We start from the raw sequence: 22,666 nt of genomic DNA, 5'->3' as shown, positions 1-22,666 counted from the left end.
CGACACAACGCTCGACATACGGGGCCTCCTCGAGGAGAACGGACACCCCAACGTAGGAGCGCCGGCGACCCCGAAGGATCACCCACATATCAAGCATGACAGGAAGTGTGCTTCCGCATTCCGCTGGCGCACTGGGCTCAACCCAGGTTGACCGGCGCTCAACGGTCGGGTGCGCCGCGTCCCCGCAGGTCAGAGGCTCTCAGCCATACGCCGCGTGCGACCGGTTGCGCCGTCACCTACAGCTGCCGCAAGACGTACCTAGGTCCCCCGTGTACCGCTGCTTCCTGGTGCGCGCTGGTGCGGGGCCGGTGCGGTCGAGGGGGGCGGGGCGGGCGCGGTCGAGGGGGGCGGGGCGGGTGCGGTCGAGGGGGCGGGGCGGGCGCGGTCGAGGGGTGCGGGGCGGGGGCGGGGCGGGTGCGGTCGAGGGGTGCGGGGCGGGGGCGGGGCGGGTGCGGTCGAGGGGTGCGGCGTCGAGGTCAGGGAGTGACATCGCTCCAACCCCTTGACACTCGCCCCCTTCTACTCGATTATCGATAATCAGTTGGCCGCCCAACGAAGGGCGCCCGGGTCAAGGAGGACCTCATGAGCAGCAACGCGATCGCCACCTTCTTCGGGGATGACGAGTTCCCCGTCACCTTCGAGGACGGGCAGCGCGAGCTGCTCTGGGTCCACGACGACCTGCACATCCCGAACCCGGTGTCACCGATGTACGCCGACATCGGCGGCTGGTGGCTCAAGTGCGACTACATGTTCCGCCGGTTCGGCACCCCGTTCGCCTCGGACTGGATCTCCAAAGTCATCAACGGCTACGTCTACACCGCCGCCATCCCGGCCGAGCAGGGTCTTACGGCTGAGGCTTCGGAGTACGGCGCCCGGTACACGCCCCGCACGCCGCTCGATGAGAACTACGCCGCCGAGATCGGTGGCTACCTCGGCTGGACGCTGCCGACCTACGCCGAGAACTTCCTCGGCTGGTGGCGTGACCGGCTCGTGCCCGAGATCAGGCGCAACTTCGAGCGCCTCGACACCTACGACTACGACGCCGCCGAACTCGTCGACCTGGCCATCCTCCTCGAGGACGCGATCGACATCCACGACCGTCACTGGTCGATCCACTGGGTCCTGAACTTCAGCCAGTTCTCCTCGACGCTGAATCTCAACACCGTGATCGCCGAGGCCAAGGGGGAGGGCGACCACTCCGCCCTCATGGGCCGTCTCCAGTCCTCCACCGAGAACCGGAACTGGGACTCCATCGAGGAGCTGTGGAAGATCAAGGAGCACGTCAAGAAGGACAGCGGCGCCATCGCCGACGCGTTCCGTCAGGGCGCGACCGGCACCGACGTGATCAAGGCCCTGCAGTCCACGGCGGAGGGGAAGGAGTTCCTCGCCACCACGGTGGAGGCCTACCAGGCGGAGTACGGCTTCAAGTCGATGTGGGCACACGAGTTCTCCTTCCGTACGTGGCGCGAGGACCCGGCCCCGGTCGTCGAGGCGGTCCGTGGCTACCTCGAGGCGGACTACGACTACCCGGCCGAGATCGCGGCCGTCGCCAAGGACCTCGATGCCGCGAAGGTCGAGTGCCTCGACGGTGTCACCGGCGAGACCCGTGACCGCCTCGAGGCGGCACTCAACCTCAGCCTGCGGATGAACCCGCTCACCCCGGACCACCACTTCTACATCGACCAGGGCACCAACGCCCGGGTTCGCCTCGTGCTGCTGGCGATCGGGCGCAAGCTCGTCGAGGCCGGCAAGCTGTCCGACCCCGAGGACGTCATGTACCTCAAGTACAACGAGCTGCGCACCGTCATGGCCGGCTCCAACAGCTTCGACGCCGAGGACCTCGTCGGCGACCGCCGCGATGAGCGCGAAGCCGCCTACGAGGTCCGTCCCCGCGACTGGGTGGGCACGGCCACCGAGGAGAACCTCGCGTTCCCCTACCTGTCCCTGTGGGCCTTCCCGGAGAAGGTGTACCGCAAGCCTTCCACCGTGGAGGGGGAGATCCACGGCCTCGGCGCCTCGACAGGCGTCATCGAGGGCACGGCCCGACTCGTGCTCTCCCCGGAGCAGTTCTCCCAGGTCGAGCGCGACGAGATCGTCGTCTGCCGCATGACCAGCCCCGCGTGGGTCGTGCTCTTCACCAAGATCGCAGGCCTCGTCACGGACGCTGGCGGCATGGCCTCCCACCCCGCCGTCGTCTCCCGCGAGTTCGGCATCCCGGCCGTCGTCGGCACCTCCGACGCGACCCGTCAGATCAAGACGGGAGACCGCGTCCGGGTCAACGGCGCCACCGGCATCGTCGAGGTCCTGTCGTGACGCTGTCACGCTCCGTGCTGCGCGAGCAGATCAAGGAGGTCATCATCCAGCGCATCCTCGACGGGACCTACGCCCCGGGAGACCGGGTCGTCGAGCTCGCGCTCGTCCAGGAGCTCGGCGTGAGCCAGGCACCCGTGCGCGAGGCGCTGCGAGACCTCGAGGCGATGCGGTTCATCGAGTCCGAGCCCTACCGGGGCGCTCGCGTCCGGCAGGTCAGCCACAAGGAGCTCACCGAGACCTACCCGGTCCGTGCAGCCCTCGAGGAGCTCGCCGGGCACATGGCGGCACCCAGCGTCGAGAACAGCGTCCTGCGGATGCTCGAGACCGAGATCCAGAACATGCTCGAGGCAGCCCGACGCAAGGACCAGCACGGCCTGCTCGTACACGACGCCCGGTTCCACGAGCTCATCGTCGAACAGGCCGGCAACACGGTCCTGCTCGACTCCTGGTCCGGGCTGCGGATCGAGGCCTACACCCTCGTCTCCGTCATCAAGTCACACCTGGACCTGGTGGCCATCGCGAACGCGCACCTGCCCATCCTCGACGCCCTGCGCCAGCGGGACGGGAACCTGGCCGGGAAGGTCATGCGCGAACACATCGAACACTTCGGAAACACGCTGTTTGGAGGCGACCCCAATGACTGAGACACCGCTCGTGCTGCCGTTCACCGACGAGCGCTGCCGCGACGTCGACCTCACCGGAGGCAAGGGCGCCAGCCTCGCCTCCATGACGGCCAACGGTCTGCCGGTCCCGCCCGGGTTCGTCATCACCTCAGCCGCGTTCGCCGCCGCCGTCGACGGCGACACGCTGCTCGCCCACCTCAAGGAGCGCGACCTCGACGCGGCCCGGGCTGTCGTCGCGGCGACCCAGCCGCCGCGCGAGCTCATCCAGGCCGCGTACGACCAGCTCCCCGCGAACTGCTCGGTCGCCGTGCGCTCCTCCGCGTGCGCCGAGGACAGCAGCGACGCCTCCTACGCCGGCCAGCAGGAGACCTACCTGTTCGTCGAGACCTTCGAGGAGGTCATGGACAAGATCGTCGAGTGCTGGCTCTCGTTCTTCTCCGAGCGAGCCCTCTTCTACCGCGAGCACAAGGGCGACCTGAACGACATCGCGATGGCCGTCGTCGTGCAGCAGATGGTCGACGCCACCAAGGCCGGGGTGATGTTCACCGTCGACCCGGTCAACCACCGCCGCGACCGCATCGTCATCGAGGCCGCGTTCGGCATCGGCGAGAACGTCGTCTCCGGCGAGGTCACCCCGGACTACTACACGCTCGACCGCAAGGGCGCCCTGAAGAAGTCGAAGATCGTCAAGGACCAGGTCATGGCCGAGAGCGAGCTGGCCGACCTGGTCAAGCTCGGGCTGCACCTGGCCGAGCTCAACGGCGGACCGCAGGACATCGAGTGGGCCTACGACGATACCGGCCTGTTCATGCTGCAGTCGCGCCCTGTCACGACGATGTAGCCGAGACGGCCCGCCGCGGTCCGGCCTCGACCTGAGCACCCGCCTCACGGCCGGGCCGGAGCCTCACCTCGCCGCCGGCGAACCCGTCACCGAACCACCGACACAGGAAGGAGCCGACCGCCATGACATGGATGCAGCCCACCACGGTGGACGCCGTCGTGCGCGCCCGCGCCGACAACCCCGAGGCCGTGATCGTCGCCGGCGGCACCTTCCTCGGCATCCTGGTCAGGGCCGGCATGCTCGAGGCGGACGACTGGATCTCCCTGCAGGACGTGCGGGAGCTGACCCGCCTGCACTCGGCCGGGGACCTGTCCATCGGCGCCATGGTGCGCCACCGCAGGCTCGAGCTCGACGAGGACGTGCGCGGCCTCTGGCCCGGGGTCTCAGCCGCCTTCCGGGCCGTCGCCAGCCCCCGGGTGCGCAACGTCGCGACCGTCGGGGGAGTCCTCGCCGACGCCGACTACGCCTCGGACCCGCCCTCGATGCTCGTGGCCGTCCGCGCCGTCGCCGAGGTCGCCAGCGTGCGCGGCACCCGCCGCGTACCGATCGACGAGCTCATCACCGGGCACTACAGCACATGCCTGGAGGAGGACGAGCTCATCACCCGGGTCATCGTCCCCAGGCCTACCGGGCCAGCCGTCTACCGCAAGCTGCGCACCCGCTCCCAGGAGGACCGGCCCGCCTCGTCGGTGGCCGCCGCCGTCCACGAGGGGACCGTCCGGGTCGTCGTCGGCGCCGTCAGCGACCGCCCGCACCACTTCGCCGACGTGTGCGCGACCTGGCGCGCCGGCGAGGAGGCCTCTGCCCGCGAGATCGGGGAGGCCTACGCCGAACGCATCGAGTACATCGACGACAACCGCGGCTCTGCCGCCTACCGGCGTCGCGTCGTCGCCGTCGAGGTCCGCCGCGCCCTGATGCAGGTGAGCGCATGAGCCCCTCGACGCCACGCCCGGACCTGTCCGGCCAGAGCAGCCCGTCCGGCCAGAGCGACCCGGCCCCGCAGCCCCGGCCCGGTGAGACGTCCGCGGTGCGGGGGGTCAACCCGCGCATCACGGCCGGCATCCGCTACGCCATCGACGGCGGCATACCCGGCGAGTGGCACCTGCGGATCGTCCGCTCCTCGGTGCCCGCCGGCCGGGTCACCGGATTCCAGACCGCGCTGCTCGACGACGAGATCATCGTCCTGACCCCGGACGACGTCGAAGCGGCCGGCCTGCCCGCCTTCGGCTGCCAGATCGCCGACCAGACCGTCCTGACCCGCGAACCGAAGTTCGTCGGCGACGCCGTCGCGGCCGTCATCGCCCCGACACCGGCCGCGGCGCGGGTTGCGGCGTCCCTGGTCGAGGTCAGCTACGAGCGCACACCCGCCGTCTACGACGAGATGGAGGCGATCGCGCCAGACGCGCAGCTCGTCCACAGTCGGCACGCCACGTCCGAGTCCGACTCGGCCTACTTCGACATGCGCCCCCAGGACGGCACCAACGTGTGCCACCGCTTCCGGATCCGCACCGCCGCCCTGCAAGGGCGGCAGGAGCCGAACGTCATCACCGCTCTCGATGACCCCGACACGGTCCTGGCCGACGCGTTCGCCGACGCGGACGTCATCGTCGACGAGGTGTTCCACACCCCAGCGGCAGCGCACGTGCCGATGGAGCCGCACGCCACCAACGCGCAGTGGGTCGACGGGCGCCTGGAGGTCATCACCGGCACCCAGACCCCGTTCAACATGCGCCAGGACCTCGCCCACATCTTCGGCATGGCCGCCGAGGACGTGCGCGTCGTCGTGCCACCGATGGGTGGCGCGTTCGGCGCGAAGACGTTTATCCGCACCGAGGCCATCACCGCGCTCGCCGCGCGCGTCGCCGGCCGACCGGTGCGATGCGTCCTGGACCGGGACGAAGTCTTCAACGAGGTCACCCGCCACCCCGCCACGGTCCGTATCCGCCTGGGCGCCAAGGCCGACGGCACCTTCGTCGCCAAGCGCATCTGGGCCTACGTCAACACCGGCGCGTACGCCGACTGCGGGCCCGGGGTCGCCCAGAAGATGGGGTACGCCGGCGTCGGCCCGTACCGCTTCGAGCACGTCGCCGTCGACTCGTACTGCGTCTACACCAACCTGCCGCCCGGCGGCGCGTTCCGCGGGTACGGCGCCATGCAGTCCGTGTGGGCCTCCGAGCGAGTCGTCGACGTCATGGCCGAGCGACTCGGCGTCGACGCCGTCGAGCTGCGCAGGCAGAACCTGCTCCGTGAAGGCGACACGTTCTGCACCGGCGAGGTCATGCACGACAGCCACTTCGAGGAGCTGCTCGACGACGCGGCCGCCGCGGTCAGCTGGGAGCGCGACGGTGACCGGTCCGGCAAGGGCGTGGCCATCATGCTCAAGGGGATGCAGACACCGTCGAAGGCTGAGGCCCGCATCCACCTCCTGCCGGACGGCCGGTACGAGGTGCAGGCGGCGACCGCCGACATGGGCCAAGGCGCCTCCGAGATGCTCACCCGGCTGGCCGCCGAGTTCCTCAAGTGCGACGTCGACGAGGTCGTCGTGTGCACGCCCGACACCGACCGGGTGCCGTACGACACCCGGACCACCTCCAGCCGCTCGACGCACATGATGAGCCGCGCCCTGGCCGACGCCGCCCAGGACCTGCTGCAGCACGGCAGCATCGGGCACGGCTTCGTCTCCAACGACGGGGGCCTCGACCCCGACACCGGCCAGGGTGTCGCGTCATCGCACTGGCACCAGGGCTCGGCCGCCGCGCACGTCGACGTCGACGCCGAGACCGGCGTCATCACGCTGAAGACGCTGTACGCGTCCTCCTACGCCGGCAAGGTGATCAACCCGCACGGCGCCGACCTGCAGAACGAAGGCTCGATGATCCTCGGGCTCGGTACGGCCCTCTTCGAGGAGCTGCAGTTCAGCGACGGACAGATGACCAACCCGAACCTCTCCGACTACAACATCGCCTCCGCGCTCGATGTCGCCGCCATCAGCCACAAGGTCATGCAGATCCCGGGAGCAGAGGTCCACGGCCTCGGCGAGACCGCGGTGCCGCCGGTGCCGCCCGCGATCGGCAACGCCGTCGCGTCGCTCGGCTACCACGTCACCCGGCTGCCCATGACCCCAGAGCGCGTCCTGGATGCCGCACCCTCGGCCGACCGGGACACCACGGCGTCCACCCAGCCACAGACCGACGCGTCCGCCCGGCCAGACGCCCGGTCAGACACCGATTCAGATGGCGACTCGTACACAGACTCACATGGAGACTTGGACACCGGCTCACACGCTGACCGGGGAACGGAGCAGGCATGAACCTCACCCTGCGCGTCAACGGACGCACCATCGAGGCCGACGTCGACCCCGAGATGATGCTCGTGGACGTCCTTCGTGACCACGCCGGCCTGACCGGTCCCCGCGTCACGTGCGGCGTCGGCCTGTGCGGTACCTGCACCGTCCTGCTCGACGAGCAGCCCGTGTCCGCCTGCATCCTCATGGCACCCCTGGCCCAGGGCAAGGACATCACCACCATCGAGGGCGTCCCGGAGGACGACCGCGTCGTGGCCTGCTTCGACCGGCACCACGCGTTCCAGTGCGGGTTCTGCATCCCGGGCATGGTCCTGACCGGACGCGCCATGGTCGCCGAGGGCCACGCCGGCGACCGCGAACAGATCCGCGAGGGACTCGGCGGCAACCTGTGCCGCTGCGGGTGCTACCTGAAGATCATCGACGCCATCGAGGAGGCGGCCCAGTGAAGTACGTGACCTACATCCGCACCGACGGCGCGGATCCCACCCCCCGCGTGGGCTACCTCGACGGCGAGGACGTTATCGACGCCGGATTCGACGGTGACATGGTCGCCTTCATCGAGGCCGGTGCCCCCGCCGGCACCACCTTCCTAGCTGGACGCGGCGACACGATCCGGCTCCGCGCGCCGCTGCGCCCGCGCACCATCCGTGACTTCCTCGCCTTCGAGGGCCACCTGAAGAACGCGTTCGCCGGGCTCGGCAAGGAGATCCCCGAGGAGTGGTACACGGTGCCCGCCTACTACAAGGGGCTGCCCGACACCGTCATCGGTCCCGGGGACGAGATCCCGTGGCCGGCCTACACCCACAAGCTCGACCACGAGCTCGAGCTGGCCGCCGTCATCGGCCGCCCCGGCAAGGACATCACCGAAGGCGACGCCCTCGAGCACGTCTTCGGATACACGATCTGGAACGACATGTCCGCGCGGGACACCCAGACGCGTGAGCTGCCGGTCGGTATGGGCCCCTGCAAGGCCAAGGACTGGGACGGGTCCAACGTTCTCGGCCCGTGCATCGTCACCGCCGACGAGATCGACCCTCACAACGTCGACCTCGAGGTCCGCATCAACGGTGTGCGGTGGGGCGGGGACAACACCAGCGCGATGCACCACACCTTCGAGGCGATGATCGCCTACGCCTCCCAGGGCCTCACCTTGCGAGCCGGCGAGATCCTCGGCTCCGGCACCGCAACCGGAGGCTCCGGCCTCGAGCTGGACCGCTGGCTGCGCCCCGGAGACCTCATCGAGATGGAAGCCAGCGGGATCGGCGTCCTGACCAACACCGTCGGGCCGAAACCGGCCTGACGCCCACATCTGTTCCACCCACAACACCCCAAGCACCAAGGAGAGATCATGGCATTCGTCGTCGCTGCAACGTGGCTGGCCAAGGAAGGCGAGGAGAAGCGGGTCGAGGAGACCATCGTCAAGATGACCCCGCTCTCGCGCGCCGAGGAGGGCAACCTCTTCTACCAGGCCCAGGTCAACCCGGACGACCCGCGCACGTTCTTCCTCTACGAGCAGTACGTCGACGAGGCCGCCTACGAGGCCCACAAGGCGACGCCGCACTTCCAGGAGAACGTGTTCGGCTACATCATCGAGTACCTCGAGGAGCGCTCGGTGAAGACCTACACGACCATCGACGCGTGACCGTCTAGCACCATGTCTGACACCACAGTCCTGCTCCTGCGTCACGGAGAGGTGGCCTCCCATCGCGGCGACGTCCCCGTGACGCAGGACGGGCTGCTGCACGCCCGAACAGTAGGTCGTGCGCTTGCCCACCGGTTCGAGCAGCCCATCAGCCTGCTCTACGGAGGCACGCGCCGCACCCGCGAGACCGCCGAGGCGATCGCGGCCGGCATCGCCGACCCGGCACGCGTACACGGCCCGCTGGACAGCTTCGCCCTGCGCAACCCCGACATGTACGCGGCCGGCACCCGGGTCAACATGGTCAGCTCACCGGAGACCCTCGCCGAGCAGGTCCCCGGCATGACGACCGAGGACGCTCAGGCGAACCCATGGTGGACCGCCTTCTTCTCCGCACCCGACCGGATCGGGTGGTGGCTCGGCCAGAGCGAGCCACCCGGGGAGACAGCTGCCGACCTGAGCGCCCGCCTCACCAGGTTCGTCGTCAGCATCGCGGACCCGGGCCCGTTCACCGGCCGCCTGGTCGTCGGCGTCACGCACTCGCCTCTGCTTCGCTCGCTGCTGCTGGCCAACACCGGCCAGGACGTGGGCGAACCGCGGTACGTCACCGGGGCGCACGTCACCGTCACGGCCGAACGCACCCTGCACGTCGACGCCATCGACCTGCTCGAACCGGCGACCTGACAAGCGCCCGACTCGTACCTGACCCGGACATGGCCTCGCCCGCGACGCCTCACCACCCACCTCTCGACACCCAAGGACCTCGACATGGAACTCGTGCACGACTTCACGGTCCCCGTTCCCGCCGACCAAGCGTTCGCGCTGCTGGTCGACGTCCAGAAGATCGCGCCGTGCCTGCCCGGAGCGGCCGTCACCTCCGTCGACGGTGACGCCTTCGAAGGTGGCATGAAGATCAAGCTCGGCCCGATGTCGATGACCTTCAAGGGGGACGGCGTCCTGGAGAAGTTCCCCGAGGAGCGCCGGGTCGTTCTGCAGGCACAAGGACGTGACGCCAAGGGCAACGGCGGTGCCCAAGCCAGCGTGACCGCCTCGCTGCACGAGCGTGGCGAGACCACCGACGTCCACGTGGTCACCGACCTCAACGTCAGCGGCAAGGCTGCCCAGTTCGGCGGCGGGGTCATGAAGGACGTCAGCAACCGCATGCTGGGCCGCTTCGCCGACAACCTCGCCCAGCTCATCGCCTCAGGTGCGGCACCGGCCGCCGGGACCGCCGGGACCGCCGTGCCAGACGGTGACGGAGCGCCCGAGGGGCAGATCTCGACCCAGCAGCCTGAGACCCAGCAGCCTGAGACCCAGCGGGGGTCCGCAATCGCGACCAGCCCGCGTCCTGCGACCGGGCCCTCGCAAGCACCCGCGTTCACCCCGGCCAGCGACGACGGACTCGATGCGATGGGTCTGCTCTTCGGCTCGAGCAGCGTCAAAGCCGTCGTCGTGCCCGTGGGCGCGGCCGCGGTCGGTGTCCTCATCGGCTACCTCTACGGCAAGAACCGCACCCTGGAAAGGATCGTCCGTCGTGTCCTCTGACCCGATCGTCACCGTTAACCCGTCCACCGGCGCGGAGATCGCCCACTACCAGCCCATGACCGGCCAAGACCTTGAAGCCGTCCTCACCGGCGTCGCCGCGGCCCAACACGAGTGGGCCGCCACATCAGTGAGCACGCGCGCGGAGGTGCTACGCGCGGTCGCTGCTCAGCTGCGCAAGAACGCCGACGACCTGGCCCAGATCGCCACCGCCGAGATGGGCAAGCCGATCACCGAGTCGGTCGCCGAGGTCGAGAAGTGTGCGTGGGTCTGCGAGTACTACGCGGACACCTCACCGGTCGTGCTCGCCGACCGCGACGTCGACGCCGCCGGGTCCCGAAGCTGGATCCGGCACGAGCCCCTTGGCGTCGTGCTGGCGATCATGCCGTGGAACTTCCCCTTCTGGCAGGTGTTCCGCTTCGCGGCCCCCGCGCTCATGGCCGGAAACGGAGGCCTGCTCAAGCACTCACCCAACGTCACCGGCACCGCCCTCGCGATCGAGGAGCTGCTGACCGAGGCGGGCCTGCCGCGCGACGTCTTCCGCACCCTCGTCATCGCCGAGCCCGACGTGCCGGACGTCGTCAGCAGCCTCATCCGCGACGACCGAGTCGCCGCAGTCACACTCACGGGCAGCAACCGGGCCGGCTCCCACGTGGCCGCCGCCGCCGGCGAAGCTGCCAAGAAGAGCGTGCTCGAGCTGGGCGGGAGTGACCCGTTCGTGGTCCTGCAGGACGCAGACCTCGAGCAGGTCGTGCCCAAGGCCGTCGCGGCCCGCTTCCTCAACACAGGTCAGTCATGCCTGTGCGCGAAGCGTTTCATCGTCCACCAGAGCCTGGCCGAGGAGTTCGGCCGCCGGTTCGCAGAGGCCGTCGCCGCCCTGGCGGTCGGCTCGCCCCTGGACGCGTCGACGAAGATCGGGCCACTGGCCCGTCCGGACCTCGCAGACAACCTGGACCGCCAGGTGCGCGAGTCCGTGCAGGCCGGGGCCCGGGTCCTCACCGGCGGAACCGCGCTCGCGAACGGCCCCGCTTGGTACGCCCCGACCGTGCTGGTCGACGTCACGCTGGACATGCCCGTCATGGCCGAGGAGACCTTCGGTCCCGCAGCCGCCGTCATTGCCTTCGACACCGACGAGGAAGCCGTGGCGCTCGCGAACGCCACCCCGTACGGGCTCGGTGCCAGCGTCTGGTCGGCAGACCCCGACCGGGCCCTGGCCGTGGGCACCCAGATCAGCTCCGGTGCCCTGTTCATCAACGCTGTCACCGCATCAGACCCGCGCCTGCCGTTCGGCGGCGTGAAGCAGTCCGGTTACGGCCGCGAGCTCGGCGAGGCCGGCGCGACCGAGTTCACCAACGTGCGCACCGTCGTCGTCGGCTGACCCGGCGCCCCGACCCCAGGAGAAACAGACATGCAAACCGTCACACGGAACGTGTGGACCGACACCACACTGCGCGGCTGCAACCCGAGCATGGTCGTCACCCGCGCCGGCGTCGTCGTCATCGACACGCCGCAGCTGCCCACCAAGGCCGTCGCCATGCGTCAGGCCGCCGAAGAGCACGGTCCCGTGCGCTACGTCATCAACACCGAGCACCACGTCGACCACATCTTCGGCAACTACTACTTCCGCGGCGCCGGCCCGATCGTGCACCACCAAGGAGTCGCGGACAACTTCATGGAGGTGACCCCGAGCCTCGACTCCTACGACTACGCGCACGAGGCCATCCCCACCGACGACCCAGAGGGGGAGGCCATCTTCCCGGACCGCGAGACCTACTTCGCCGACCCCGGCCGGGCCGACATCGTCTTCACCGGCGACCTCACGATCACCCTCGGCTCGCACACGTTCGAGCTCATCCACACCCCCGGTCACACCCCCGGACAGCTGGCGGTGCACGTGCCCGAGGAGCGGGTCGTCTTCACCGGGGACACGATCTTCTCCGAGTGCCAGACCTGGCTCATGGGCTCGAACGTGACTCAGTGGCTCGCAGCCCTCGACCGGATCGCGCAGCTCGACGTCGACTGGGTCGTCCCCGGGCACGGTCCCGTCGTCACGCCCGACTACCTGGCCCGGCAGCGAGCCAACCTCGTCGACTGGGTCCAGGCCGTCGCCGACGCCGTGGCCAGCGGATGGAGCCGCGAGGAGACCGTCGCGAAGGTGAACTTCGCCGAGCGCTACCCGGTCGATGTCGGTCAGGGCTACATGATGAACCACATCCAGACGCTGAACGCCGGGTCCATCTGGGACAAGCTGACCGCCGGCCGGCCAGCCTGAGGAGAGGGACACCGCATGAGACTCCTGCTGATGGGGCCGCCCGGGGCAGGCAAGGGCACCCAAGCCTCGAGGCTGGCCGAGACGCTAGGCGTGCCGGCGATCTCCACCGGCGACATCTTCCGCACAGAGGTAGCCGCCCGGAGCCCGCTGGGCCGGCAGGCGCAGCGCTTCATGACGGCCGGCGAGTACGTGCCGGACGAGGTCACGAATGAGATGGTCCGCGGGCGCCTCAACGAAGCGGACGCCGCCGAGGGATGGCTGCTCGACGGCTACCCGCGCACGCTCGACCAGGTTGGAGTCCTCGATGACGTCCTGTCCGCCTCAGGCCATCGTCTGGATGCTGTGGTCGTGCTCAGCGTTGACGAGGACGAGCTGGTGCGGCGTCTGACAGAGCGCGCCGTGACCGAAGGCAGGGCAGATGACTCCGAAGCGGTCATCCGGCACCGGCAGCAGGTCTACCGCGAACAGACGGCTCCACTAGTCGAGGTGTACGAGAAGCGCTCGCTACTGACCTTGGTCAACGGGTCAGGGCCCGTCCGCGAGGTCACCGACCAGATCGTCGGCCTACTGCATGGCGACGCCCCAGCCCGGTCCTGACCGCCGGGGCCGCTATCAGTCTGGCCGTTGCGCTGGAGCTGGCGGCCGCTCCCGGCGCCGCGAGCCGAGCGCGACCGCGGCGATCCTCGTTCAGTGACTCTCGGGATCGTCAGGTCCCCGGCTGCCTTCGAACCCAGGCATCACGGCCTCGGCTTCTGGCCGATGCTCCGCCGGATTCGACGGTCAGCGTCTCGGCTCCCCGACGGTGCCGGCCATGACCGGCGCACCCTCCGGGTCCGCATCAAGGATCGCCGGCCGGGCGGGCGGTGGTGGCGGCACCGGTCTCGATGATGCGTGCGTGCGCTGCTGCTCGGTCAGGTCGCGGTAGACGGTGGACTCGTCGCCGGTGGCTGCGTGGATGGCGCGCAGGATCAGCAGCTGGCCGCGTTCGATGGTGGCGGGAGTGCCGGCCATGTGAACACCCGAGGTGGTCTTGCGGGTGGACACGGTCATCAGGACGGTCCCGCCACTCTCGACGGTGACGTGCTCGAGCTGGGCGTAGACCCAGTCGCGGTTGCGACCGCCGCGGAAGGCGACCCGGTCGCTGGTGACGACCGCGTGCCCCGGAGTGACCGACACGCGGTGGGGCTGACCCTGCTTCGTCCGCTCCTCCACGAGCGTGGAGGGGAGGGTGGCGTGCAGTGTCTCGGTGGGGCGAAGGCGCAGGCCGTGGGTGTCACCAGTGTGGGGCAGCAGGGGCGTGAGCGCCCAGGAGACCAGACCGGTGAGCTCCGCGGCGCGGGTCTGCCAGCGGCGTTCGGCGTCGTCGAAGCGGGCCATCGCGTGACGGTGCGCGGTCTGCGCGGCGGCGTACTCGGTCTGGGCGGCGGCGACGGCCGACTGGTGGGCGCGAGCAGCCGCCGCGGCGCGACGTCGTTCGCCGGTGGCGGCGATCCAGTGCCGTTTGCGCCACAGCACGACCAGGAGCGTCACGAGAAGGCCGAGCAGCGCGAGGAGGATGCCGAACCCGGCGGCGATCTCTCCGGCGGTGGCGGGTCGGGTGACGGTCACGGTGCGGGTCAGGGTGCTCTGGTTGCCGGCGGAGTCAACGGCGGTGGTGGTGATCTCGTAGGTGCCGGACTCCAGCGTCCGGGACCAGGCCTGCGTGGCACCGGTGCCGGCGAGGGTGTCGCTGATGGGGGAGAAGGCGCCTGCGGCGTCGGCATCGCCGTTGTTGGCGCGTCGGATCGCGCGGACCGTGACCCGGGCGGCCTTCTCGGCGACCAGGGTCAGCAGCAGCGTGCCGTCCTGCGCACGGGTCGCGTCGGGGTTGACGGACAGGGCCGGCTCGGTCGTGTCCACGACCGTGGCGGGCACGGCCGCGCGCGCGCTCCGGCCGGCGAAGTCCGTCAGCGTGGCCGTGGCCGCGCGGTAGCTGCCGTCCTCCAGGGGGAGGCTGAGGGTGGTCGCGCCGGAGTCGTCGAGCGTGAACGTCTCCGGGGTCAGCCCGGGGACGGCGATCTGGCCGCGGCTGCGCGGGGTGCCCACGACCCGGTACTCGACGGGGCTGTGGAACGGGACGCTGGTCTGTGTCACCGTCAGGGCCGCGGTCGGGTTGGCGACGTTGAGGGTGCGAGCCACACGGGTGACGTTGCCGGCGGGGTCGGTGCTGGTGACGGTGGCGCGGTACGTGCCGTTGCGCAGCCAGAGCTGGTGGGTGATGGGCGATCCGGTTCCGGTGCCTGTGATGGCCTTCTGCCCGGTGACGGCGACCGTGTACGCGGCCCCTGACTCGGTGGTGACCGCGACGCTCGCGGCGCCCTCCAGCGGCGTGGGGCGGTGCACCGCGACCGTGGCTGCGGGCTTGGTGGCGTCCGCCGTGACCGTGACGGCGTCGCCCTCGTAGCTGGTGTTGCCGGCGGCGTCGGTCGCGGTCATCAGGTAGCTGTGGCTGCCGGTGGCCGCTGTGAACGTGATCTTCTGCTTCTTGCCGGTGCCCTTCTTCGTCGCGACCGTGGTCCCGTCCTCCTGGACTTCGACGGTCGAGCCCTTCTCCGCCGTGATCGTCATCGAGACGCGGCCGCCGGCCTTCGCGACGACTCCGGAGACGGTGGGAGTGTCGGGCGCTTCGTAGTCCGGTTCCACGTCGTTGTAGAGCGGCACGACGGCCGAGGGCGCGTCGGGGAGTGCCTCGGTCCCGGCGCAGTAGGTGTCGATGCCGAGGTCGCCGCACACGTAGGAGCCGCTGTCGGAAGGGCAGGAGTGCCAACGGTGGCACCCATCACGGTGAGCCGACGCCGGCGGCGCGCTGGTCAGGGTCACCGGCAGGCAGGCGGCGAGAACCCCGACGGCCATGAGGGCCCGGAGGTACCTGCGCGGTCCTCGCCGGTGGGTGGCCACGGTGAAGCAGCCCTGCCCTGGACGTTGGGTGACGGGGGGCAAGCTAGTGCGTGGTGTCATGGAGGTGTGTCCCTGTATCCCCTGTGAGGAAGCGCTTGCTGGCCGGAGTTTGGACCGCGCGCTCGATCCGGTCAGGGTGCCAGAGAGTCACGTGACATGTGCCGGTTCGCGCAGATCTGCACTGCGCGTACACGGTCACCGCCCTCAGGACCATCGGGACCCTCAGGGTCGCGGCTCCGCCGGTGCCGTTCAGTGGCACCAGGTCTCCGCCGTGTCCACGACGCGTTGAAAGCGGCTCCGCTCGCCCGTGATGGCGCTGATCGCGCAGAACCGGGAAAGTCGGGTCGGGGCGGCGAACCGTGACGGGCAGCGTCCGAAGAACAAGGCGGGGCACGGGTGCCGCCCAGTAGTCGTTCGAGGCAGCAGATGTGTCCCCGATGCAGGCCCGGCATCGACGGCTGCGCTAGAGGTCCGGGTGGGGTTCAGTCAGGCAGTAGCGGCTCGTGCGGGCGAGCCGTGGGCCCCTGTCCCGCTAGGCCACGCCCGCCGGGTTGTCGCACGTCCGAGACCAGCTGCTGAACCCGTCCCTTCGACAGGCCGGTCGCCTCGGCGATGCGGTCGTAGGACCATCCGGCTCGTCGCAGCTGCCGCACGGCCTTGAGCCGGACTGTCGCGAACCGGTCCAGCTCGCGGTCGAGGGCGGCGTAGAAGTCGCCGACGGCCCGGGCGATCTGGATGGGGTCCTGCATGGACCCGAGGCGCTCCACTTCGGTGTGCAGAGCGTCACGCAGCTCGGGCGACATGGACCCGCGTCGGGCGCCGGAACGTCGGGCACGAGGGGGCATGAGGACATCGCACAGCGTATAGACATGTGTACGCACGGACGTCGGCGGGTGCGTCCCAGGGCGCGGGCCGGGTGGTCCTCTGAATGCCTGTGCAGCTGGGCGTCAGCGTCAGCAATCTGCTGCGCTGTGGCCCGCGTGGCGGCAGGGGGACCGCGGCTTGCCGCGGCGTGCGGCGGCGGCCGGGCAGGTCTTGTTGGCACTGTCGGGGGGCGCTTGCCAAACCAAGCCCCTGGAGAGTAAAGAGGTCTATTCTTGGGGTATGGGTGCGCTGTGGGTGCGGTGAACGTGCCGTGACCTTGAAGAGGCCCGAAGGGAACTCAAGGTCCACGGACCGCGGCGTGCGTGTCGAGCCCGCGCCGTCCTTCACAGACCCGGCTGGGCTCTACATCGTTGCCAGTCGCAGCTCGTTGCACCTGTTCGACCTGGCGGCGGGTGCCTATCTGCGCCTGCCGGGGGAGCGGTCCAACACCTTCCCTGGGGACTTGGCGGTCCTGCGCCTGACGCAGGTGGAGCGCATCGCTGTCGGCGACTCGTTCTTCATCTGGCTCGATGACCCCCGCGAGTACGCCGTCATGGACTACTGGCGACAGTCGTCACCCATTTCGGCCATCTACCTCGTCAAGGACGCGTGCGCAGAGGGCGCGACCGGCCCGCTGTCGCCGGCCGCTCAGGACAGGGCTCTTGCGCCGGGGAGCGATGCGCACCTCGTCCCGCACTCACGCCCTGGCGACTCCGCGCACAACTCCGCGCACAACTCCGCTTCGCCGGTCTGGTCGGGAGAGGTCTTGCCCGGCCTCCACGTGCAGCTCAGCGGTCTGTGGCGCGTGCTGACCGGCCCGGACGACTGGAGCCTGGAGCCTGCGAGTGATGAGGCGGGCGAGGGGCTCGCTGGGCGGGTCCTTGACTGGCCCTTGGCCCAGTCCGAGGAGTGGGTCACGCTCTTGGCGGTCTATGCGTCAGGCGCCGGGGAGCGCCTTCAGCTGCGCCTTGACGTCGCCCACCGTCCCGACACGGACCTGCGCAGCACGAGCGGTGTGTGCTCCATGGGGCTACGGGTCCCGCCGTTTCCGCCACGGGCGCCACGCCCGGCACCCCCAGGGGGAGCGTGAACCCCCCACGTCACGGTCGTGCCCGGGTCATCTGGGGCTCGTCCGCAGGCGAATGGCCGGGCGAGCGACCCTTCTCCGACTGGGGACAGTGGGGCTACGGACATCTTGACCTGCGCGTCTTCGCTGACAACGACGAGTACTGGGTGGACATCGAGGGCACGGCGCATCGGCTCGAGGACATGACACCGGGCTACCGGGTCAATGTCCTTGCCTGGCTGGACGCCAACGCGGCCTACTTCCACGCCATGACCATCCGCAAGCACCTGATCGAGGTCTACGCGGAGCTGCTCGACGGACGCGTTGACCCACTCGCCCTCAGGCGCCTGCACCACATCCTGGCCTCGGGCCCCGAGCAGTGGCTGGCGGCGACGGCGATCGTCCAGGCGCTCAAGGATGCAGTGGGCGAGAGGGGGACCTCCGCCAACCAGCCTCGCACGGTTCACCCGCGACGCCCGCCCTTGGGTGGGCCCGTCCCCGGCGTGGAGCGCCTGATCATCACCACGGAGAACTCGCGGTACGACCTCGACCTGCGTGGCGGACGGGTCCGTCGGGTCCCGTCTACTGGCGCCCGAATGCGAGCCGATTCGCAGTGGGTTCCGGTGCGTGACGTGCGCCCGGTCGAAGTGGGTGCGCCGATGGCAATGCGGCTGGACGTTCGCGGTGATGGCGTCCCCACGGTGCGCCTGACCAGTCCCGTGATCGGTGTCACGACCGCGTGAGCGCCTCGCCCGCGGGGTGCGCGATCCGTCGTTCGACGTGAGGGTGGGGAACGCCCGCCATCTCAGCGCGATGTGATTAGAGGTCTATACTCGGTGCCGTGGTGGGGAGCGCGGCGCAGGTTCCGCGCCGGTCGCGGCACGGAGCCACCGGCGTTGGCCTTCTGGATGTGCGCGTCCTCGAGCAGGCTCATGTCTGGACGGAGCCGGACGGGACGGTCCGTCGTGTCTGTGATCTGCCACGGGAGGATGCGGAGGCACTCGGCGCTCACCTGCGCGCGGAGTGCAACCTGCTCTACGCGGTCGTGCTGCGACGTGAGGTCGCCGCACGCCTGCTCGCGCTCGCAGCGACGAGCGCGCAGTCGGCGGAGGTGGTCGGGGCGAGAGCGGCAGGGCCGCGAGTCGCGGGGGAGACGCAGGCTGGTCCAGATCGTTCGACTGCCTCGCGGGGTGATGCCGAACGTGCGATGCCCCAGGGGTGGCCGCAGCTGTCCGGTCGCGCACGCGTGCGCTTGTGGGCAGCGCTGGGGCGCGGTCCGTCGGCGTGGCTGGAGAGCACCCCGTTGATGCGCGCCCTGAACCGGCAGCTTGACCGCTCTGACGGTGGCGAGGCGCCGTGAGCGGTCAGGGACGGTCGAGCTTCCAGCACGCCTGCCGGCCTAGCCTTGGCGCCGCTGGGGAGTGGCAGAGGCGTGGCAGCGATCGATCTCGTGGTGGAGTGGGGCCGCTCGCGCTGCTGACGCTGTCCGCCTTCGCTCGCCGGAGTGCGGGCCGGGCGGGGCGGGGGGGTGAGCGCTGTCGGTGTGGGGTGTGACCGGACGGATGCCCGCCTCGGCAGGTGCACGTCACGCCCGCCGTGGTTGGTAGGGCTTGGAGGTGGCGTGGCCTGACGGCCGCGGTGACGAGGCGCTGAGGCGCTGAGGCACCCGGCGTTTCGCCGCATCAGGGGTGTGGCGAGCTGGGGCTGTGGTGACCAAGGATGGCGCGTCCGGCTGGACGGCGGAGTCCGACGCCGCGCGCCATGGGGCGGGGGTAGCCCTCCCGGGGTGTTCCACGGTGAGGGTGGTGAGGGTGGCGCCGCGCGAGATGCCCGCCTGGCATGCCATTGAGCGCCGTTGAGCAGACGGATCGTGGACCGACCCAGGCCTCTTCAGGAGCGGAGCCGGCGCCTCGCCTCGTCGGAAGCCCGTCGACAGCCCGTCGAAAGCCCCGGCGGAGGGTGTGCAGCGCAGAGCCTAGAAAGAGCACGTCACATAAGTGCAGGTCAACGCGGTGAGGGTGTGACGTGTACGCCACACCCCTGTGTCGAGGTGACGACACACGCGCGGGTGCCGCTTCGGTCCGGGTGGCATGGCTGCTGCGCAGGGATGCCGGGCGCTGCGGCGGCTGCCTGATCGGCACGCGCGGCATGCGGCGCGTGTCCGGACCCGGACCGGAACGCTCTGGCAGGGGATTGCCTCGAGCCGGGATCTCCTGACGGTGCGGCAGGTCCCCCTGTCTTGCCATCGGAGTCACCCATGTCTGTTCCACACCCACCGCTGCCGGCCCCGCAGCGCCCAGGTCCACGTCCACAGCGGGAAGCGGAGCCCGCGCGGCAGGCTGCGAGGGCGCGTCCGATGGCCGATCTCCACACTGGAGAGATCCTGCTGTTCAGTAAGGCAAAGCCGGCGCCCCGGCACGGGCAGCCGTTCACCATGCTGTTCCAGGACGACCTGCTGGCCGTCGTCAGCTCGTCAGCTGGGGCAGGCATGACCGCCCTCGAGCTGCGGGTGCTGCTGGCGGTCTGGGCCATGGTCGGCTTCGACAACCTAATGGTCCTGAACGTCAGCGCGCTGGCCCGGCGCGTGAGCGCGCACCGCTCCTCGGTGAGCAAGGCGGTCGCGGCGCTCGAACGCCTGGGACTGCTGCGCGTCCTCGGCCCCGAGCCGGGATCGATGAGCCGGGACCGCCGGCTGCGCCTGAATCCACACATCTCCTACCGAGGGCGCGTCGGAGAGCGTCACGACGCAGTCGTGCGGGACCAGTGGGCCCCCAACGGTCCGGCGCTCGCGGCCGCCTCCGAGGCGGTGCAGACGACCTCGTCTGATGAGTCGGGTCCAGAGCAGCCGTCGAGGTCGTCGGGCATGGAGGCGACGCCGGACGCTGCGAGGAAGACGGAGAAGCCAGAGGTGACAAAGCCGTAGACGTCGACGAGGGAGCCCGGCGATGACGAAGACGCAGAAGGCGACAACGGAGCCGGAAGATGAAGGGCCCGAATGTGCCCTCGGCGCCGACGACATCGGGGCGAGCGCGGGGCGAAGCGGTCGCCGGGCGGCAGGAAACGGGTCCGCTCTCAGCCGTCGCGCGAGGTGCCTGCGCCAGTGGGCCGCATCTGCGCCCCGTCTAGTCCTCAGCCGGTCCTACGTCCCAGAGGTGGCAGCATGCACTCCCCAGCTGGGGTCCGCACTCTTCGAGCCGGCAGCCTTCCTCCCGTGGCCTCCATGCCAAGGCCCTCCGAACCCGCAAGCTCTCCGGGTCAGTCCCCGGCGCGCTTGTCGTCCTTGGGCGCTCGTCGTCTGGACCGGCCCGTCGGGCGGGTGGGCCACAAGGTGACGTTGAGGCATTGCTCGAGCTTGGCCAGGGTCACCATGTCGGGCCATGTGTTGCCCGCCAAGATGTCGTAGAGGGTGCTCCGTTCGATCCCGGCGTCGTGCGCGACCCGAGCTCGTACTTGCCCTTCCAGGGCTTGGTCGAGGGAGCGGGCGATCGCCACAGCGTAGGAGACGACTGGTGGTGCGTCCTCTCGGAGAACCCCGTCGGGCCATGTTCCGTCCGCCAGCCAGTCGCTGGGGGAGCCGGCAGGGCCGGAGCGGCGTGGCATGGGCTGATCGTACCCACGCACGGGGCGAGATCTGGCCGGACGGGATCGGTCGCCGCTCGATCTCCAGGGCCAGCAGACCGTGGCCGACGGTCACGCCGCCGTCTCTGGCGCTCACCGCGGCCGGCTCGCCAACCCGACGGGAGAGAGGCGCTCGGACGGAAGCCACTGGTCAACGACGGCGTCAGCATCCACAACGAGGTACGTGACCCGAGCCCACCACTGCCCATCCCTCTTCTGCCAGCCCGTCACCAGGCCGGGGTGGGGTCCGCCGTTCTCCGCAGTGTGGTTGACCCAGCAATGCTGACGGGCCGGAGGCGTGGGTGGGACGTCGTGCACATGCCCCCGTCCTGAGCCGCCTGCCATAAGCCCATTGTGGCGCAACGGTCGAACAGATGTTCCATGCCGGTCATCGCGTGCAGCGAGTGTGGATGGCAGCGGCCGGACCGCGTCGAATGCAGGGTCGCCTCGGCGTCCTCGCCGCGACCGGCGTCGTCGGCGCCCAGGTGCTGAAGGGCACCACTGGAGCGGAGCGTGCCACGAATGAAGCCTTATGGGGTCGGCCGCCGAGCGTGCCGTCCGGCGTTAGCTGGCGGCGTTCACGGGGGTCCACGTAGCGAGCGGCATCCCAGGACTCGCTCCGTTGTCCGGGGCCGTCGCGCTACTGCTCCGTTCGGTCGCACCTGTATCCGCATCCCACTGGCTTCGTGCGACGGTGATCGCCTCGAGGAGTTGGGCGAAGTCCTCGCAGACGTACAACTGCGCATGGGTATCGCCGTCGCCGCCGCCGTCGAGGCCATGTGGGGTAGGGGTATCGGTGACGGTCCCAGGGGTGGCGCAGATGACGTCGGTAGGCGTGGTGTCGTCGCTGGTCATGGTTCACGACAGTGCTCGACGGCGTGTGGCGCGCAAGGGTCTGGCCCGATTTCGCGGAAGGAGAGGAAGGTCGTCAGAACTGTCCGCGCATGCGTGGACGTGACTCGGCGGGACGCGTTGACGGATAGACGCGTACACCTTGGCGTCGCGCGGCGGCCAGAGTGAGAACCACGAGCGCAACGATGAGGTCTGGCCTGAGGCCTTCCGTCGATCGCCCTCAATGTGCGTGCCGGTTATGGCACCAACCGTCGATCCCTCGACCCTGCGTCGACCACGAGGTGGGGCGGTAGGCGCCTAGGGGAGCCGGCCGGTGAGACCGGTGACCCACCGCCGATCCAGCCGGCCGGACCAGTGCGCGAGCCCGCTCGGGCATCCGAGCCAGCGGCCGACGGCAGCGTACGTCCAGCCGGGCTGCCGGTCGATGACGCAGCAGCAGCTCTCGAGTGTGACAACGATCCAGCGCTTTCGTGCGCATGGTGACTCCTCCGTGAGGTCCGCGCCCGCCTATCGGGTTCAGGCGTGGAGGCGACCACCGCTCATCGTGACGAGGACGGTACCCGCGCAGCACCGCGGCCACGGCGAGGAACGCCGGCCTGGTCGAGCGCCCGACGCACCGCGGACTGGGTGCGCCCGGTCAACTCGGCGAGCTCGTGGATGGAGCGCCCGGCACGGTACTGCCCGGCGCAGAACGTGAGCAACCGCTCCCGCTGCTCCGGTGTCTGCCGGGTCGAGGCCGTGCCGACGAACTCGGGCAGCACGTTGAGGACTGGGCGGCCGGGGTACGGCACCGGG

20 protein-coding genes are annotated in these 22,666 nt (G+C 70.0%); 16 read left to right on the top strand and 4 right to left on the bottom strand.

Annotation, left to right across the window (positions count from 1 at the left end):
- Nucleotides 1-582 precede the first annotated feature (582 nt).
- From ASH01_RS15625 to ASH01_RS15565, 13 genes are all read left to right on the top strand, one after another.
- Nucleotides 583-2,313: a PEP-utilizing enzyme gene (locus tag ASH01_RS15625; RefSeq protein WP_056777552.1), complete on the top strand. Its 1,731-nt coding sequence runs from the start codon at nt 583-585 to the stop codon at nt 2,311-2,313.
- Entirely contained in the window at nt 2,310-2,957 is a 648-nt protein-coding gene (locus ASH01_RS15620) for a GntR family transcriptional regulator (RefSeq protein WP_056777550.1), read from the top strand. Before ASH01_RS15625 ends, ASH01_RS15620 begins: the two co-directional genes overlap by 4 nt.
- Nucleotides 2,950-3,777 (top strand): PEP/pyruvate-binding domain-containing protein, encoded by an 828-nt coding sequence (locus ASH01_RS15615; protein ID WP_056777547.1) that lies wholly within the window; start codon nt 2,950-2,952, stop codon nt 3,775-3,777. Before ASH01_RS15620 ends, ASH01_RS15615 begins: the two co-directional genes overlap by 8 nt.
- A 122-nt stretch (nt 3,778-3,899) precedes the next feature.
- On the top strand, nt 3,900-4,709 hold the full coding sequence (locus tag ASH01_RS15610) for an FAD binding domain-containing protein (RefSeq protein WP_082619879.1): 810 nt from the start codon (nt 3,900-3,902) through the stop codon (nt 4,707-4,709).
- On the top strand, nt 4,706-7,087 hold the full coding sequence (locus ASH01_RS15605; RefSeq protein ID WP_056777541.1) for a xanthine dehydrogenase family protein molybdopterin-binding subunit: 2,382 nt from the start codon (nt 4,706-4,708) through the stop codon (nt 7,085-7,087). Before ASH01_RS15610 ends, ASH01_RS15605 begins: the two co-directional genes overlap by 4 nt.
- Entirely contained in the window at nt 7,084-7,527 is a 444-nt protein-coding gene (locus ASH01_RS15600; RefSeq protein ID WP_056777539.1) for a (2Fe-2S)-binding protein, read from the top strand. The genes ASH01_RS15605 and ASH01_RS15600 overlap by 4 nt, the downstream gene beginning before the upstream one ends.
- A complete protein-coding gene (locus ASH01_RS15595; RefSeq protein ID WP_056777536.1) occupies nt 7,524-8,381 on the top strand; it encodes a fumarylacetoacetate hydrolase family protein in 858 nt (285 codons plus the stop codon). Before ASH01_RS15600 ends, ASH01_RS15595 begins: the two co-directional genes overlap by 4 nt.
- A gap of 48 nt (nt 8,382-8,429) precedes the next feature.
- Nucleotides 8,430-8,723, top strand: a complete 294-nt coding sequence (locus tag ASH01_RS15590; protein ID WP_056777533.1) for a putative quinol monooxygenase — start codon at nt 8,430-8,432, stop codon at nt 8,721-8,723.
- Nucleotides 8,724-8,735: 12 nt separating this feature from the next.
- Nucleotides 8,736-9,404, top strand: a complete 669-nt coding sequence (locus ASH01_RS15585) for a histidine phosphatase family protein (RefSeq protein ID WP_056777530.1) — start codon at nt 8,736-8,738, stop codon at nt 9,402-9,404.
- Nucleotides 9,405-9,488: 84 nt separating this feature from the next.
- Nucleotides 9,489-10,265: an SRPBCC family protein gene (locus tag ASH01_RS23685; protein ID WP_056777528.1), complete on the top strand. Its 777-nt coding sequence runs from the start codon at nt 9,489-9,491 to the stop codon at nt 10,263-10,265.
- Nucleotides 10,255-11,640 (top strand): NAD-dependent succinate-semialdehyde dehydrogenase, encoded by a 1,386-nt coding sequence (locus ASH01_RS15575; RefSeq protein ID WP_056777525.1) that lies wholly within the window; start codon nt 10,255-10,257, stop codon nt 11,638-11,640. The genes ASH01_RS23685 and ASH01_RS15575 overlap by 11 nt, the downstream gene beginning before the upstream one ends.
- Nucleotides 11,641-11,670: 30 nt before the next feature.
- On the top strand, nt 11,671-12,534 hold the full coding sequence (locus ASH01_RS15570) for an MBL fold metallo-hydrolase (RefSeq protein WP_056777523.1): 864 nt from the start codon (nt 11,671-11,673) through the stop codon (nt 12,532-12,534).
- A 15-nt stretch (nt 12,535-12,549) separates the two neighbouring features.
- Nucleotides 12,550-13,131: an adenylate kinase gene (locus ASH01_RS15565; RefSeq protein WP_056777521.1), complete on the top strand. Its 582-nt coding sequence runs from the start codon at nt 12,550-12,552 to the stop codon at nt 13,129-13,131.
- Nucleotides 13,132-13,314: 183 nt separating this feature from the next.
- On the opposite strand, the gene ASH01_RS15560 is transcribed toward ASH01_RS15565, so the two are convergent.
- Both ASH01_RS15560 and ASH01_RS15555 read right to left on the bottom strand, forming a co-directional pair.
- A complete protein-coding gene (locus ASH01_RS15560) occupies nt 13,315-15,306 on the bottom strand; it encodes a hypothetical protein (protein WP_056777518.1) in 1,992 nt (663 codons plus the stop codon).
- Nucleotides 15,307-15,953: 647 nt separating this feature from the next.
- Nucleotides 15,954-16,220, bottom strand: coding sequence for a helix-turn-helix domain-containing protein (locus ASH01_RS15555; RefSeq protein ID WP_156415598.1), 267 nt, complete (start codon nt 16,218-16,220; stop codon nt 15,954-15,956).
- Nucleotides 16,221-16,654: 434 nt separating this feature from the next.
- On the opposite strand from ASH01_RS15555, the gene ASH01_RS15550 reads away from it, so the two are divergent.
- The 3 genes from ASH01_RS15550 to ASH01_RS15535 all read left to right on the top strand — a co-directional run bounded on the left by ASH01_RS15550 (nt 16,655) and on the right by ASH01_RS15535 (nt 20,324).
- Nucleotides 16,655-17,425: a hypothetical protein gene (locus ASH01_RS15550; RefSeq protein WP_056777513.1), complete on the top strand. Its 771-nt coding sequence runs from the start codon at nt 16,655-16,657 to the stop codon at nt 17,423-17,425.
- A 143-nt stretch (nt 17,426-17,568) separates the two neighbouring features.
- Nucleotides 17,569-18,144: a hypothetical protein gene (locus ASH01_RS15545; RefSeq protein ID WP_056777510.1), complete on the top strand. Its 576-nt coding sequence runs from the start codon at nt 17,569-17,571 to the stop codon at nt 18,142-18,144.
- Between the two features lie 1,613 nt (nt 18,145-19,757).
- Nucleotides 19,758-20,324 carry a MarR family transcriptional regulator gene (locus ASH01_RS15535; RefSeq protein WP_056777504.1) on the top strand — a complete coding sequence of 189 codons (567 nt, stop codon included), beginning with the start codon at nt 19,758-19,760 and terminating at the stop codon, nt 20,322-20,324.
- A 332-nt stretch (nt 20,325-20,656) separates the two neighbouring features.
- On the opposite strand, the gene ASH01_RS15530 is transcribed toward ASH01_RS15535, so the two are convergent.
- The gene (locus tag ASH01_RS15530; RefSeq protein ID WP_156415597.1) at nt 20,657-21,001 is read right to left on the bottom strand and encodes a helix-turn-helix domain-containing protein; all 345 of its coding nucleotides are present in this window, start codon (nt 20,999-21,001) and stop codon (nt 20,657-20,659) included.
- Nucleotides 21,002-22,410: 1,409 nt separating this feature from the next.
- Complete coding sequence (locus ASH01_RS15520) at nt 22,411-22,662, bottom strand: helix-turn-helix domain-containing protein (RefSeq protein ID WP_056777495.1); 252 nt, start codon at nt 22,660-22,662, stop codon at nt 22,411-22,413.
- Between the last annotated feature and the right edge of the window lie 4 nt (nt 22,663-22,666).

This window comes from Terrabacter sp. Soil811 (assembly GCF_001429655.1).
Taxonomy (GTDB): domain Bacteria; phylum Actinomycetota; class Actinomycetes; order Actinomycetales; family Dermatophilaceae; genus Terrabacter.
The sequence above is the reverse complement of the archived record's forward strand: the minus strand, read 5'-3'. Positions and strand labels throughout refer to the sequence as shown.